At 65.3% G+C, this 14410-nt stretch carries 14 protein-coding genes; 10 read left to right on the forward strand and 4 right to left on the reverse strand.

All coding sequences use genetic code 11. From position 1 onward, the window contains the following. Positions 1-19 precede the first annotated feature (19 nt). The 3 genes from PW843_05835 (at position 20) to PW843_05845 (ending at position 2853) form a co-directional block, all read left to right on the forward strand. The gene (locus PW843_05835; GenBank protein MDE1146132.1) at positions 20-502 is read left to right on the forward strand and encodes a response regulator; all 483 of its coding nucleotides are present in this window, start codon (positions 20-22) and stop codon (positions 500-502) included. A gap of 106 nt (positions 503-608) precedes the next feature. Next, positions 609-1007, forward strand: coding sequence for a hypothetical protein (locus tag PW843_05840; GenBank protein MDE1146133.1), 399 nt, complete (start codon positions 609-611; stop codon positions 1005-1007). A gap of 1 nt (position 1008) precedes the next feature. Next, on the forward strand, positions 1009-2853 hold the full coding sequence (locus PW843_05845; protein ID MDE1146134.1) for an EAL domain-containing protein: 1845 nt from the start codon (positions 1009-1011) through the stop codon (positions 2851-2853). Between the two features lies 1 nt (position 2854). Here PW843_05845 and PW843_05850 read toward each other — a convergent pair whose 3' ends face one another. After that, complete coding sequence (locus PW843_05850) at positions 2855-3190, reverse strand: cupin domain-containing protein (protein ID MDE1146135.1); 336 nt, start codon at positions 3188-3190, stop codon at positions 2855-2857. A 224-nt stretch (positions 3191-3414) separates the two neighbouring features. Here PW843_05850 and PW843_05855 point away from each other — a divergent pair, with 224 nt between their 5' ends. Beyond that, the gene (locus tag PW843_05855) at positions 3415-4692 is read left to right on the forward strand and encodes a hypothetical protein (protein MDE1146136.1); all 1278 of its coding nucleotides are present in this window, start codon (positions 3415-3417) and stop codon (positions 4690-4692) included. 76 nt (positions 4693-4768) lie between these two features. Here PW843_05855 and ald read toward each other — a convergent pair whose 3' ends face one another. Beyond that, positions 4769-5884, reverse strand: coding sequence for an alanine dehydrogenase (ald, locus tag PW843_05860; GenBank protein MDE1146137.1), 1116 nt, complete (start codon positions 5882-5884; stop codon positions 4769-4771). A 173-nt stretch (positions 5885-6057) separates the two neighbouring features. Here ald and PW843_05865 point away from each other — a divergent pair, with 173 nt between their 5' ends. The 3 genes from PW843_05865 (at position 6058) to PW843_05875 (ending at position 10252) form a co-directional block, all read left to right on the forward strand. Further along, positions 6058-6564 (forward strand): Lrp/AsnC family transcriptional regulator, encoded by a 507-nt coding sequence (locus tag PW843_05865; protein ID MDE1146138.1) that lies wholly within the window; start codon positions 6058-6060, stop codon positions 6562-6564. A gap of 109 nt (positions 6565-6673) precedes the next feature. Continuing rightward, positions 6674-7396, forward strand: a complete 723-nt coding sequence (locus tag PW843_05870) for an SDR family NAD(P)-dependent oxidoreductase (GenBank protein ID MDE1146139.1) — start codon at positions 6674-6676, stop codon at positions 7394-7396. Positions 7397-7939: 543 nt separating this feature from the next. Next, positions 7940-10252, forward strand: a complete 2313-nt coding sequence (locus PW843_05875) for a hypothetical protein (protein ID MDE1146140.1) — start codon at positions 7940-7942, stop codon at positions 10250-10252. Between the two features lie 157 nt (positions 10253-10409). Here PW843_05875 and PW843_05880 read toward each other — a convergent pair whose 3' ends face one another. Beyond that, the gene (locus PW843_05880; protein ID MDE1146141.1) at positions 10410-11261 is read right to left on the reverse strand and encodes a dienelactone hydrolase family protein; all 852 of its coding nucleotides are present in this window, start codon (positions 11259-11261) and stop codon (positions 10410-10412) included. Between the two features lie 225 nt (positions 11262-11486). Here PW843_05880 and PW843_05885 point away from each other — a divergent pair, with 225 nt between their 5' ends. The 3 genes from PW843_05885 to PW843_05895 all read left to right on the forward strand — a co-directional run bounded on the left by PW843_05885 (position 11487) and on the right by PW843_05895 (position 13616). Next, positions 11487-11906, forward strand: a complete 420-nt coding sequence (locus tag PW843_05885; protein MDE1146142.1) for an acyl-CoA thioesterase — start codon at positions 11487-11489, stop codon at positions 11904-11906. 87 nt (positions 11907-11993) lie between these two features. Next, positions 11994-12308 carry a hypothetical protein gene (locus PW843_05890; GenBank protein MDE1146143.1) on the forward strand — a complete coding sequence of 105 codons (315 nt, stop codon included), beginning with the start codon at positions 11994-11996 and terminating at the stop codon, positions 12306-12308. A gap of 216 nt (positions 12309-12524) precedes the next feature. Continuing rightward, positions 12525-13616 (forward strand): GGDEF domain-containing protein, encoded by a 1092-nt coding sequence (locus PW843_05895; GenBank protein MDE1146144.1) that lies wholly within the window; start codon positions 12525-12527, stop codon positions 13614-13616. An 11-nt stretch (positions 13617-13627) separates the two neighbouring features. Here the strand turns inward: PW843_05895 and PW843_05900 are convergent, their stop codons facing one another. Continuing rightward, the gene (locus PW843_05900) at positions 13628-14290 is read right to left on the reverse strand and encodes a TetR/AcrR family transcriptional regulator C-terminal ligand-binding domain-containing protein (GenBank protein MDE1146145.1); all 663 of its coding nucleotides are present in this window, start codon (positions 14288-14290) and stop codon (positions 13628-13630) included. Between the last annotated feature and the right edge of the window lie 120 nt (positions 14291-14410).

The following is a 14410-nucleotide window of genomic DNA, read 5'->3' on the forward strand; positions in this document are numbered from 1 at the left end:
TCCCACGTTAAAGTTTAAGTTGTCCGAAGATGCCGGCCGGCCCTTGCCAAGGTTCCGGGGGCGTCGGACGGTCGGATGGGCGGAGTCGCAGGCGCAAGGACGGCACATGGGTCTGATTTCCTTCAGTTTCCGTAGCGCCCTGGTCGTTGAGGACCAAAGTTTCATCCGCGGCGTGGTGGTGCGCATGCTGCGGCAATTGGATTTCGGCGTGGTGATCGAGGCGGAGGACGGTGCGTCCGGCCTGAACATCGCGCTGGAACGCAGGCCCGACGTCATCGTCGCCGACATCGACATGGCGCCGGTGGATGGCCTGAAGTTCCTGCAGCACCTGCGCGCCAACGAGCCGCGGGATTATCATATCCCGGTGATTTTTTTGACGAACCGCACGGATAAATCCACAGTTCTGGCGGCGCGTGATTTGGGTGTCGATGCGTTTATCGCCAAGCCCGTGACGCTGACCAGCCTGCGTGAGAAGCTGCAGATCGTCATGGGGCGGCGCTGAGGGGCGGGTGAATTCTGGACGGGATGATGAGGACGCACGGTTGGGAAGCGGCAAACGGGTGGATGCCGGTGGCAAGGCCGGCGGTGATCGCGGCGAAGGATACGCTGTGACCAAATCCGCGACCCTGTCCACGCGGTGGGCGGCCCGTTTCCTGGGGGGCATCCTGCCGCGCCCGCTGTCGGTCCGCTGGGCCCGGCATGTCCGCTGGCGCGAGGCGATGCGCCGGCACCGGATGACCGTGGCCTTCTGGCGGTCCCTGGCCGTGCGCCAGGCGGCACTGGCCTTGTTGTCCGCCGTGGTCATCGGCGCCGTGTTCTCCGTCATCCAGGGCATGGGGGAGGCGGAACGCGAGCGGGCCAAGTTCGCCAATGCCGGCCGCGTCATCATGGACCTGGCGGAAAACACCGCCAGCGCCGCCGTCTGGAACCTGGACCCCGATCTGGCCGCCGGCCTGGTACGCTCGATCCTGGCCATCGACGGCGTGCGGTCGGTGCGTTTTGCTTGAGGTGCCGGACCGGACCCTGGCCGGTGGCAGCAACCCCGCGCCGCCAGCGGGCGAGGATCGTCCGTTCTGGTCCGGCTGGCTGTCCGGCGCGCGCTTCAACCCCATTTTCAGCGACCTGGCCCGGACGCAGCGCCTGTTGTACCGCCCCTCCGGCCCGGCGCGCACGGGCCCCATTATCGGCCGGCTGGAATTGGAGATGGATACCAGCCGGGCGGCGACCGACTATGCCGCCTTCATCCGCGCCACCGTCCTGGGTGGCCTGCTGCGCGATCTGGCACTGGGCGTGGTGCTGGCGCTGCTGCTGCATACTTTCCTGACGCGGCCGTTGCGCGCCGTGGGATTGGCCGTGGCGCGCATGGACCCCGGCCGCGCCGGCGCCGCCCACCTGCCCGACTTCCCCCGCCAGGCCGACAACGAGTTGGGCTACCTGGTCCGTCGCTTCAATGAGGTGTTGCACCTGCTGGACCGCAGCCGGTCGGACATGGAGCAACTGGCCACCCACGACACGCTGACCGGGCTGCCCAACCGCCTGCTGCTGCAACGGCGGCTGGACACGGTGCTGAAACGCCGCGAGCGCCGGGCCTACAACCCGGAGCAGGGGGACCGGCAGGGCCGGGCCGCCGGCCGGGGCGGCATCGCACTGTTCTTCATGGATCTGGACCGCTTCAAGCACATCAACGACAGCCTGGGCCATGACGTGGGCGATCGCCTGTTGCAGGCGGTGGCGGGGCGCCTGAGGGACTGCCTGGGCGCCGACGACATGCTGGGTCGGCTGGGTGGCGACGAATTCCTGGTAGTGACGGAAACCGCGTTCGAGCCGGTGGACGCCGCCGTGCTGGCCGAACGGTTGCTGAAGGCGCTGGAGGCGCCGCTGATGGTGGAGGGTGGGCACCTGCTGCATGCCGGCGTCTCCATCGGCGTGGCGCTGGCCGCCGACGGGGCGGAGAACGCCAGCACCATGTTGCGCCAGGCCGATACCGCGCTGTACGCCGCGAAGTCCGCCGGGCGGGGGCAGTACCGCTTCTTCTCCCGCGAGATGAGCGAGCGGGCGGAAAACCGCCTGAGCACGGAATCCAACCTGCGCCAGGCGCTGGGCACCGGCTCGTTCGAACTGTTCTACCAGCCCAAGGTGCGTGCCGCCGACCGTGCCCTGGTGGGGGCCGAGGCGCTGGTGCGTTGGAAGCACGACGGCAAGCTGGTACAGCCCGGCGCCTTCATGACGGTGGCGGAGGACAGTGGCCTGATCATGGAACTGGGCAGTTGGGTGCTGGAGCAGGCCATCCGCGAGGCCACGCACTGGACCAAGCTGCTGCCCGGCTTCCACATCGCCGTCAATGTCTCCGCCCGCCAGATCATAGCACCCGGTTTTGTGGAGCGGGTGCGCGACTGCCTGTCGCGCAACGGCGTGGCGGGTGATCGTATCGAGATCGAGGTGACGGAAAGCGTCATGGTGGACAGCACCCGCTCGCTGGAGGTGCTGTGGCGCCTGAAGCGGCTGGGGGTGCGCATCGCTGTCGATGATTTCGGCACCGGCTTCTCTTCGCTGTCCTATCTGCGGCAGATGCCCATCGACACCCTGAAGATCGACCGCACCTTCGTGCAGGACCTGCCGCGCGACAGCGCCATCGCGGCCATGATCCTGACCCTGGGTGCCCGCCTGGGTCTGGAGGTGGTGGCCGAGGGCGTGGAGCGGGAGGAACAGCTGATGTGGCTGGTGGCCGAAGGTTGCCCCGTCGTCCAGGGTTTCTTCATCGCCGAGCCCATGCCCGCCCGCCAACTGGAGACCCGCTTCCTCCACCCCGTGCTGATGGCGCAGGAGGAAGAGCGGACGGGGCGCAGCGCGTAGCTTATTCGCCGCCCTTCGGTCCCCAGAACAGCGCCCAGGTGGCGAAGTCGTCGCTGAAATCTTCAAAGCGATGTTCCGTGCCGGCCTCCACAAACAACAGGTCGTGCGGCTGGAAGGGGCGGCGCTCGCCGTTCTTCATGAAAATGCCCGTGCCGCTGATCACCACATAGATTTCATCGCGCGCGTGGGGGCCTTGCGGGTCATGGCCGCGCGGGCTGTACATGCCCACCTTCATGGTGCCGTGCTCCAGCAAATACTGGAACCGCTCCCCCACCGGCACGTCGGGCAGGGTGGCCAGGGCTTGGGCGGCGCTGAGGTGCCAGGGTTGGTCAGACATGGGGGATGGCCTCCAGCTCAAGGCGAGGAAAATCGGCAACCAAGAGAAGCATTAACTATTGTGTAAGATTCGATAAGATCTTGAGAATGGGATTCTATCACTTAATAGTGTATAAATTTATTTTAGAACATCTTATGAGGGTGTTCCATCGGCGATAATTGGGTAGGCACCCATGCCCGGCGCCTGGGACGTGGCGGGCAATAGCTTAAGGGAGGTTCAGGATCATGGCACTTGACCCGTGGCAGACCGTTTTCCAATGCTCGATGCTGTCCAACACCGCTGGCATGAAATACTACACGCAGCCGAAGAGTAATCCGTCGGCGTTACAGGATGCCGAGACGGCGATGCTGGCGGACATTAACGCGGCCATCGCGGCGGGCATCCCCAGCGGCTGGACGGTGGCGTGGGGGCCTGCGGTTTATTGTGTTGGTTCCATCCCGTGGAAAGATAAGGACGGCACGCTGTATTTCACGCCGACCAACGCCGTCGTGATCTTCTCCACCACCGATTCAGCCGGCGCCACGACCTATGTGGTGGCCTTGGCGGCGACCAACGGCCTGTCGGTGGTTGACTGGCTGAAGGAGGATTTCAACGTCGGAACCATGGTGGACTGGGCGACGGCGATGAAGGGATGGGGGGCGAACTACACCGCGACCACAGCCGCCCATATTTCGACGGCGACGAACACCGGCATCACCAATGTGCTGACGCAGCTTCAGTCCGGCGGCCAGAATATCATCCAGTTCCTGAACAGCGTCACCACCACGAACAACACCCTTATCTTCACCGGCCACTCCCTCGCGGGCGCGCTCTCGCCCACGCTGACGGCGGCTTGCTTCGATGCCGTGGCCCCGCTGGTCACCAACAAGAACTTCGCCGTCGGATCCACCATGGTCTATCCGACCGCCGGTGCCACGCCGGGGGATGGCGCCTTCTCCCAACAGTTCGCGGCATTGGGATTGGGCGGCGAGGACGGTTCAGAGTATTGGCAGAAGTGGAACAAGGACCTGTGGAACGTCCTGGACGTTGTTCCTCATGCCTGGCAGACCGTGGTCAAGGTGGGGGAACTCGTCATCCACCAGCCGCAATCGCCTTATGTGCAGGAGATCGAGGCCACCTATACGGCATCGAATGCGTACACCAGCACCGCCGACAAGGTCGCCATCACCGCCTTGATCGGGACAGCGGCATTGAATTCCATCAATGGTTCCATTTCGGGCAAGTCCTGGTACACGGCCCTGCCCAACGCGCCGCTGACCAACGCCTTCTATTACGGTTATCCGGGTGACGGCGGGGTGACCAATGTCGTGACCCAGGCCCAGGCCCAGGCGCTGGGCTACACAGGCACGGGCACCTTGGTGCCCTGGGACATGCAGTTCCTGTATCAGCACGTGCAGGCTTATGGGCAGATGATCCTGGGGAACGCCCCGCCCATCGTCGTCCAGCCCAAGAAACTGAAAACGGCGGAGGAGCCGGCGGCCGCGGACCTGGCGCTGGTCTGAGACGTGCCGTACAGCGAAAAGGCCGCCGGGAATGTCCCGGCGGCCTTTTTTCTGTCGACGTGCTGAACCCGCGGGATCAGGCGATGGCCTTCTCCGCCGGCAGATAGCGGGCGTCGCCCTCTTCCACCAGGGCGGGATGGGTCAGCTTGCCACGGAACACGTTCAGGCCGTTGCGCAGGTGCACGTCGTCGGCCAGCGCCTGGTTCCAACCCTTGTCGGCCAGGGCCAGGACGAAGGGGGCGGTCGCGTTGTTCAGCGCGAAGGTGGACGTGCGGGCCACGGCGCCCGGCATGTTGGCCACGCAATAGTGGATGACGCCGTCGACCACGTAGGTGGGATCGGCGTGCGTGGTGGCGTGCGAGGTCTCAAAGCAGCCGCCCTGGTCGATGGACACGTCCACCAGCACGCTGCCGTGGCGCATCTTGGCCACCATTTCCTTGGTGACGACCTTGGGCGCGTTGGCGCCCGGCACCAGCACGGCGCCGATCACCAGGTCGGCGTCCAGCACGCTCTTCTCGATGGTGTCGAGGTTGGCGTACAGGGTGTTGACGCGGCGGCCGTACTGTTGGTCGATCTGGCGCAGCCGGTCCAGCGACTTGTCCAGCACGGTCACTTCCGCCTCCAGGCCCACGGCCATGCGGGCGGCGTTGATGCCGACCACGCCGCCGCCGATCACCACCACCTTGGCGGCCGGGGTGCCGGGCACGCCGCCCAGCAGGATGCCGTTGCCGCCGTAGCTCTTCTCCAGGCACTTCGCGCCGGCCTGGATGGACATGCGGCCGGCGACCTCGCTCATCGGCGCCAGCAGGGGCAGGCCGCCGCGCACGTCGGTCACGGTCTCATAGGCGATGCAGATGGCGCCGGAGGCCAGCAGCAGCTCGGTCTGTTCCGGATCGGGCGCCAGGTGCAGATAGGTGAACAGCACCTGGCCGGGGCGCAGCATGCGGCACTCATGTGGCTGCGGCTCCTTCACCTTCACGATCATGTCGGCCTTGGCGAAGATTTCTTCCGCTGTGTCGGCCAGGGTGGCGCCGGCCGCCAGGTACTGGTCGTCGGTCAGGCCGATGGCCGCACCGGCGTTCTTCTGCACCACGACGCTGTGGCCGTGGACCACCAGCTGGCGCACGTTGGCCGGGATGAGACCGACGCGGTATTCGTGGTTTTTGATTTCCTTGGGAACGCCGACCAGCATGATTTTTCTCCTGGTGCCTCTGGGTGCCAGAGGGGTTGGGCGCCGCCTGTCCGGTCGCGCAACCGTTGCCTCGATTTCGGGAAAGAGGATACGGCGGATGGCCGGCGCATGTCCTTGCGTTCAAGGGCATGCGGTGCGCACAATGCACAAGGAACCATCGTCTGGAACTTAATATGCGGCAGACTCTGCGAACATCCGTCCTGGATAGGATTGATCGTGCCATCCTGGCCCGTTTGCAGGAACAGGGCCGCACGCCGAATTCGGAGCTGGCGGGCCATGTCAACCTGTCGGAAAGCGCCTGCCTGCGCCGGGTCAAGGCGATGGAGGAGGCAGGCATCATCAGCGGCTACACCGCCATCCTGGACCCGGCCTCCTGCGGCCGGCCGGAAAGCGTGTTCGTGCAGGTGACGCTGGAAAAACAGACGGAGCCCTACCTGCGCGCCTTTGAGGAGGCGCTGGCCACCTGCCCGCAGGTGATGGAGTGTTACCTGATGTCCGGCGACAGCGATTACCTGCTGCGCGTGGTGGTGGCGGGTGCCGCCGATTATGAGGCGCTGCACAACCGCATCCTGACCCGCCTGCCGGGCGTGGCCCGCGTCCATTCCAGCTTCACCCTGCGCACCGTCATGAAACGCACGGCCCTGCCGCTGGCCGATATCGTCACTGTCGGCGGCGATTGACGGGCGTCATGGCGTGGCCTAAACCGCGAACCTAACCGTTGTGAACGGTTGCGGGTCCTGCCCGCAACCCGTGTTCTTTCCAACCATTCTCCGAAGAAAGCATCCACGCATGACCCAGCCTTCCGCCCCCCGCTTTGCCGGCCGCGTGGCCGTGGTCACCGGTGCCTCGCGCGGGCTGGGGGCGGCCGTCGCCAAGGGGCTGGCGGCCGAGGGCGCGCACGTCGTGCTGATCGCCCGCACCGTCGGCGGGCTGGAGGAGGTGGACGACGCCATCCGTGCCGCCGGCGGCACCGCCACGCTGATCCCCCAGGACATGGCGGCGGATCCGGCGCAGCTGGACGTGCTGGGCCCGGCGCTGCTGGACCGCTTTGGCCGGGCGGACATCCTGGTGGCCAATGCCGGCATGCTGGGCGCCATCGGCCCCATGGCGCACGCAAACGTGAAGGAATGGGACAAGGTGCTGGCCCTGACCCTGACGGCCAACATGCGCCTGATCCGCACGCTGGACCCTTTGCTGCGCGGTTCCGACGCAGGCCGCGCCGTCTTCCTCACCGACCGTTATGGTCATGAGCCGGTGGCCTATTGGAACGCCTATGCCGTCGCCAAGGCGGGGTTGGAGATGATGGCCCTGACTTATGCGCGGGAGGTGCTGCAAAGCCCGCTGAAGGTCAACCTGCTGGATCCCGGGCCCATGCCCACCAAGGTCCGCGCCCAGGCGTTCCCTGGCGAAAAGCCCGATACCCAGCCGCCGGTCACCCGCGTCGTGCCCACCATCCTGGACCTGGTGGCGCCGGCCAACGCCCGGCATGGCGAGCGCATCGCCCTTTATTGATGTGATTGATTTGGGTGGGGCGGGAGGGCCGGCGGTTCAAGGCCGGCTCATGCATGGCTGGGCACCCTTACGCTCCGCAGCGTAGTGATAATGGTCACAGCCCGATGGGTTCGGCGGGCCTACCTTTCTCCTTGTGCCGGGGATGGCCCCAACCTGAACCGGCACCGAGACGGTGACCCAGCGTCCCGTTTCTGCTTCCCCGTCCGGCTGGGTTGCTCCCCGCGCCCAACCGGCATCTATAAAGGCCCGCCGCTCCCCCGCAGGCGGGCCTTTTCTTTTTCAACCCCTTGGCAGATGGGCGGTTTGCGCCGCGGAGATCTACCCTCTGCGGAGTGGATGCGGTATATATTTACCCCCGTAAGTTGTTTGGGGGCGATCATGTACGCACAGCAAGCCAAAGCATCGATCCGGTCGGCCACTGCCCCCTGCTGCTGCCAAGGATCCCCGGATGCCGAGAGGCCGGGGGCGCCGACACTGCGGCAAAGGGGCGCGCAACTCAACCAAAGTCCGCGTGTCCAGGCCTTGGAGGCCATGGGGCAGGCCATGCAGCGGCGCCCGGCGGTCATCCAACGCCGTGTGGATGCCGGTCAGGGAGTGCCGGGAATGGCCGTGCGCGTGATCGGCAGCGGGGAAGAGGGTGTCATCTCAGGGGCCTGGATCGCGGGAGAAGCGCAGATCGGCTTCCGCGTCCGCACCCAACCTGATGTGGAAGCGGACCATACCTTCGACGAGTTGGACGCCGTCGTTGCCTCCTCTTCCTCCCAGATCGACCCCAATCAGGTCAGGGGGCAGGGGGAGGGCGTTCAGTTCCTGATGCCTGATATATTGACAAGCCCGCCCGCATGGTCGGACGGCTACTGCATCGGGTTTGATGGGGAACAATGCATCGTCTACATCGACGGCAAAATGATCAGGGATCATTTCAACTCGAGCACCATAAAACTGGATCGTAACCAGGTAAGAACCAGCGCAGAAACGCAAGAAAGACTTGGGAAAAAGAAATCACGATCGGCCAAGCGCGATCCGTCGGCCGTCGGCTTGGCGACAAAGGCCGAAGTTGATGAGGTTGAAGGGGCCAGTAGTGAGATCTCCTCCCTGCTGAGCCGCCATCCCGTGGAGTTCGGGCAGATCATGCGGACCGGCGGCCAAACCGGCATCGACGAATTCCAGAAGGTCGCCCGCAAGAAGCGCTACCGCGTGACGTTTCCCAAGGGCACGCGCGGGCGATCGAAGAACCAGACGGTGGGTAATGCCATCGTGGCGAAGGACACCTATTCCTTGCTGGCGACCCGTTTAGATGATGGCCCGGCAAAAAGGGGCCGCTGGATCGTTCATGGCCGCGAGACCGATAAGAAAACGGGAACTCCCGTTCAGTGGCAGCAACCTGATTCCGGTGACGAGCAGGAGCAAGACTTTAATATCGCGGAATTCCGGCGAAAATACATCTTCCAGCAAGGCGGGCACCTGAACGAGCAGTTGCATCTGCCCGAGGGGGACAAGCGCAAGAAGCTGCATGCGGAGGCGAAGGTGGTGCGCAGTCTGGCATGGCGGCAGGTGCTTGAAGAGACCGCCCGGGAGTTCTCCTTGGGCGGATCGTTGTTGAAGAAACGCGCCCCACCGCAGCGGCGTAAGGTCATCAGCCTGGCCATCAACCGCAGTTCCTGCGGCAGCAAGAAAGATAGCGGCCATAGCGGTGGCTGTGCCGGCGAATTGGCCGTGACGATTGAGGCGTTCTGGGAGGATCTCGGTAAGATACTCGGTTCCGATTACGTGCAGACCTTGCGTAAGGAAGGGGCCATCAAGTTGGAAGTGTCGGTCGGGGGCGAATATGAAAAGCCCGGCAAGATCGAACCCATCCTCCGGGCAGGCGCGACCCTGGGCGTCCATGCCACCTATGATTTTGAAAGCGACGGGGTGGAACAGATCACCAAACGGAAGTTCGCTTATATGCAAACCTTGTTGGCCGCCCGACAATCGGCGGTGGGCGGACAAAAGGCCGGGGATCTGGTGGATGATGGGTCCGACCATGACCATGATGAGGATTTATCGCACCAAGACCACACAAGCCAGTTCCTTGGCGAAACATCGGACAATGAAGGGCTCGTGTCGGATGACGAGCCGGAAATGATGAACCCATTCCGGGAGCAGCCCGTCCGGGACGTCGGGACTGATGTCGGGCAAGCGTCGGTTTACGGGGAACAACATCCGCAAGACAGTGGCCAGATCGCCTGCACCAGCATCGCCGCCTGCGCCCTGCAATCCTTGCTGGGAAATCCGGATATGGAGGTCAATTCCGATACTCTGCTGGGGTTCATGCAGCAGGGCACGGATGTGGATCGGGGGCTACGGAACGCTCTCATCCAGAACGAGATGGAGGGCGAGGGGGATCATACCGAGGCGGTGGCGGACATAGAACAGCGATATTTCGAGCCGGAGGAGGTCATGGGGCGTTTCCCGGGGCTTACCCCGGTGCCGCAGGCCGATGGGGACGAGGCCCTGAACGAATATGCCGGGGCACGGGGGGATTATCAGCGCGTTGCCATACGGCTGACGCAACTGGGATCCGGCCACGGCCTGATGCTGGTCATCGGCGGGGCGACGGTGGCCGTGGCCAACATTGGTACGGCGGGTGCGCCCACCTTCGCCTTGTTCGATTCCCATGGGCGTGCCCTCTATCAGACTTATCACACCCAGGATGGTTTGGTGGGCGCATTGGATGCGCTGTATCCGGCCCTGCCGGGTGCGTCCGTCGCGGAGAACAGTTGGTCGGCGACCCCCTACCGGCTCACCGCTGGGCACCAGCTCCCAAACACAATCGATGCGGGCGCATCCGGTGCGGACATGGAAAATCTTTAGAGCGGAACGCGATCAGGTGGAATCACCTGATCGTGTAAATCCGCTCTATCATGAACAGCTTTAGAGCAAGATGCGATCACGGGTGATCGCATCTTGCTCTAAACGGCCGTTCCATCCGTACCTAAGGGGGGATGGAACGGTCGTTCGGATCAAGGCGTCAGCCCACGCCGTTCTTCTTGAACCATTCCAGCATCTTGCCCCAGGCGGCCTTGGCGTCGGTGGGGTTGTAGCTGGGGCGGTAGTCGGCGTTGAAGCCGTGGCCGGCGTCGGGGAAGACGGTGATCTCGCTCTTGGTCTTGCCGGCCTTGGCCAGGGCGGCACGCATCTGCTCCACGCTGTCCTGGGTGATGCCCTGGTCCAGGCCGCCGTACAGGCCCAGCACCGGGGCGTGCAGGCTGTCCACCAGGTCGATGGGGTTCTTGGGCTGCAACTCGTTGGTGTTGCCCACCAGCCGGCCGTACCAGGCGGCCCCGGCCTTCAGATCCGGGTTGTGGGCGGCGTACAGCCACACGACACGCCCGCCCCAGCAGAAGCCGGTGATGGCCAGGCGCTTGGTGTCGCCCTGGCCGGTGCCGTGGACATAGGCCACGGTGGCGTCCACGTCGGACAGCACCTGGTCATCCGGCACCTTGGACACGATGTCCTTCATCAGGGTGGGGATATCCTGCACCTTGGTGGCGTCGCCCTGGCGGAAATAGAGATCCGGCGCCACGGCGTAATAGCCCTGCTTGGCCAGGCGGCGGCACAGGTCGCGGATGTGTTCGTGCACGCCGAAGATTTCCTGGATGACCAGCACCACGGGATAGGCGGTGCCGGACCCGTCGCGCTTGGGCAGGGCACGGTAGGCGCCCATGGTCCCGTCTTTCACGGGCACGTTGACCATGCCGGCCACGATGCCGTCGTCATCGGTGATGATGGTCTGGGCGCTGACCGGGCGTACCGCCAGGGCGAAACCGGTGGCCAGTGCGCTGGCGGCGAAACCGCGGCGGTTCAGGATGATGTCGTCCATGGGGCGTCGTCCTTTTGTTGTTCTGGCCTGATCCTACCGGTTGCATTCCGTCGCGCCTACCCTCGCGCGGGCGTACCCCATAGGCCGCGTTGCCGCAGGCCCTGGATGGCATAAGCGCCGGAATAACAAAGGGAGATGGCGGCCCGGCGTACCGTCGGGCTTCCCCTGGCGGGCGTTTCACGCTCTCATGGCGCAATTGTTCATTCGCCGACCGGAGCCGCCGCCATGCGTGAGAAGACCGCCAAGATGCCAAACGAGGTGCCCGTCATCCGCACCATCGCCATGCCGGCGGACACCAACCCGGCGGGCGACATCTTCGGCGGCTGGCTGATGTCGCAGATGGACCTGGCGGCGGGTAACGTGGCGGCCCGCACCGCCCGCGGCCGCGCCGCCACCGTGGCGGTGGACGCCATCGCCTTCCTGGGCCCCGTTTTCGTGGGCGATGAGGTCAGCCTGTTCGGGCGGCTGGTGTCGCGCGGCCGCACCTCCATGCGCATCGAGGTGGAGGCCTGGCGCCGCAGCCGCGACGCCGATGACACCAACAAGGTGACGGAGGCCGTGTTCACCTTCGTCGCCATCGATGAGAACCGCCGGTCCCGGCCGCTGCCGCCCCCCCTGCCGCCGGAAGAAGACGACACTATATGAGGGGAGGGGCGCCGAAGCCCATCGACAGGAGGCCGGTTCGCCGCGCATCCTGGCCCCGTCTTGATACCAGGGAAGCGATTCCGATCCATGGCCGATCCCCGTGATGAACTGCTGCGCCAAATCCGGGCCATCCGCCGGCGGATCGACCCCGATGTGCTGGAACGCGCGGCGGCCGCCGCGGCCGAACGCATGCAGGGCCCCCCGCCATCGGCGCCGGAGCCGGCCGACATCCCGGTGGACCGGGAGGCAGTGCGCGATGTGGTGATGAATTTCCTCCAGACCCGCCACGATGGCGGCCGCTTCGCCATGAAGCTGATGGAGGAGATGAAAAAGCCGGACGCGGCCGCCAAGGCCTATGGCGGCGCCACCAGCCGGGTGCCGGGGACTCCGCGCAAGGGCTGAGGGGTAATTTCAGTAAATATCCCGGGAAATAAAAATCCCCACCAAGGGGATAGGCCGGCGGGGGCGATCCTTTTTCCACCTTTCCTTCCCCATTTTAATTCAATTACAAACAGGGCGCGGATCGCCGGCGCGCCGACGCCTGGCCCTAGTCTTGTCCGCGAAGCTTGATTGACGGTGCCGCCTTTGGGCACCCGCCAACGACGTCAGGAATCCCCGGTGGGTCATCACATCTTGCAGGTCGTCCGGCCGGATCGGGCCTACGTCGATTACAAGTTCGACCATCACCGCCTGTTCAGCACCATCATGACCGTGGCCACCGCCCTGACGGTCACCGGTCTGTGGGGCTGGGATTATGTCATCGACCCGGTGGGCGCCCTCCACACCATCAGCCTGCGCGTGATGATGTCGGTCATCATCGTGCTGCACGCCCTGCTGCTGCACTTCCGCGTGCCGCAGCGGCTGACCACGGCTTATGCCTTCATCGGTGCCGTCACCTGCCAGATGCTGTTCATCGAGGCGCTGAACCGCCTGGACCACGGCATGGCGGCGCAGTTCGCCGGTTTCCTGTTCTTCACCTTCCTGCCGTTACTGGTGATGCAGTATGTGCCGTTCCTCACCGGCGCCCTGTTCATGGTGCTGATCATCTCGCTGCCGCCGGTGGCCGGGGTGGCGGGGTTCGCGCATGACTTCGAATATGCCAAATATTCCCTGCTGCTGGGTCCCGTGGGCGCCATGTTCATCTGCGTGCTGTTCGCGTTTGAGCAGATCAACCACGGCAGTTACGACAGCCAGCGGCTGCTGAAGTTGATCGCCACCACGGATTCCCTGACCGGTGCCGGCACGCGCCGCTATGTCACCGATACCGCCACGCGGGAAATGGCGCGGACCCGCCGCTATGGCGGGGCCCTGTCCGCCCTGATGCTGGACATCGACCATTTCAAGCAGGTCAACGACACCTGGGGGCACCAGGCGGGCGACCGGGCCATTTGCGGCGTGGTCGATCTCTGCCGTGCCGCCATGCGCGATGCCGATGTCATCGGCCGCTTCGGCGGTGAGGAGTTCGTGATCCTGCTGCCGGAAACGGAACTGGATGAGGCCGCGGGCGTGGCCGACCGCCTGCGCCGTGCCATCGAGGACACCCCGATTGCCGTGGCGGACGGGGTGAGCGTGCGCATGACCTGCAGCCTGGGTGTCACCACCCTGCTGGCGGGTGACCGGACGGTGGACGCTTTCCTGGGGCGGGCGGACAAGGCGCTGTACCAGGCCAAGAACGCCGGCCGCAACCGCGTGGCCATGCTCGCCGGCTGAAGGCCCCGGCGTCAAGCCGGATACAGCGCGTCGCTGTGGATGCGGGGGCGGGTGGGCGCCGGGGCCGGCCGCACGGGGCCCAGCGCCACCGCCACCAGGCGGCGGGTCCAGCCGGGTTCATCCAGCAACTGGCGGCGCACCAGCAGGCGGCTGTAGATCGAATCGTACAGCACGTCGATCACCATGCCCTCATCCAGGTCCGACGACAGTTCGCCGGCGCGCATGCCCTGGCGCAGGATGTCGCGGATGCGCTCCCGCCGGGGCAGCAGCACCTCGCGGTAATAGGTTTCCAGGACGTCCGGGTTGCTCTGTCCCTCGACGATGATGCCGGCGACGACACGGCCCATGGGGCCCGCCATGTTGCCGGCCATCACCTCCAGCAGGCCTTCCAGGTCGCGCCGGGCGGAGCCGGTGGCGCGGATCGGCGCGGCTTCCTCCACCACGTCCAGCAAGGCCGCGATGGCCAGCGCGCCCTTGGTCGGCCACCAGCGATAGATGGTCGTCTTGGCACAGCCCGACCGTGCGGCCACCGCCTCGATGGTGAAGCCCGCCAGCCCGTCCTGAACCAGCAGGTCGTAGGCGCTGCTGAGGATGGCGTGGCGCGACTTGTCGCAACGCGGACGACCGCGCAGGGAGCGCTGGGGGGCATCGGGGGTGAGGACGGAAGCGGTCATGGGGCTGTCGTCACGGCTCATATGTCTCACGGGAAGGGCTCGGGGGAACAGCCGGCGCCGGGCGGAACTTGGGCGGTGGATGCCACCATGGCCTTGCGTTTAAGCCTTGTGTTTCGTGGG

The sequence above is a fragment of the Azospirillaceae bacterium genome (genome assembly GCA_028283825.1).
In the GTDB taxonomy this organism is placed as follows: Bacteria; Pseudomonadota; Alphaproteobacteria; order Azospirillales; family Azospirillaceae; genus Nitrospirillum.

Bases quoted from the DNA above. Each gene is read 5' to 3' on its own strand.
- PW843_05850 (MDE1146135.1), bottom strand. From the start codon at position 3,190: ATGTCTGACCAACCCTGGCACCTCAGCGCCGCCCAAGCCCTGGCCACC.
- PW843_05855 (MDE1146136.1), top strand. From the start codon at position 3,415: ATGGCACTTGACCCGTGGCAGACCGTTTTCCAATGCTCGATGCTGTCC.
- ald (MDE1146137.1), bottom strand. From the start codon at position 5,884: ATGCTGGTCGGCGTTCCCAAGGAAATCAAAAACCACGAATACCGCGTC.
- PW843_05865 (MDE1146138.1), top strand. From the start codon at position 6,058: ATGCGGCAGACTCTGCGAACATCCGTCCTGGATAGGATTGATCGTGCC.
- PW843_05870 (MDE1146139.1), top strand. From the start codon at position 6,674: ATGACCCAGCCTTCCGCCCCCCGCTTTGCCGGCCGCGTGGCCGTGGTC.
- PW843_05875 (MDE1146140.1), top strand. From the start codon at position 7,940: ATGCAGCGGCGCCCGGCGGTCATCCAACGCCGTGTGGATGCCGGTCAG.
- PW843_05880 (MDE1146141.1), bottom strand. From the start codon at position 11,261: ATGGACGACATCATCCTGAACCGCCGCGGTTTCGCCGCCAGCGCACTG.
- PW843_05885 (MDE1146142.1), top strand. From the start codon at position 11,487: ATGCGTGAGAAGACCGCCAAGATGCCAAACGAGGTGCCCGTCATCCGC.
- PW843_05890 (MDE1146143.1), top strand. From the start codon at position 11,994: ATGGCCGATCCCCGTGATGAACTGCTGCGCCAAATCCGGGCCATCCGC.
- PW843_05900 (MDE1146145.1), bottom strand. From the start codon at position 14,290: ATGACCGCTTCCGTCCTCACCCCCGATGCCCCCCAGCGCTCCCTGCGC.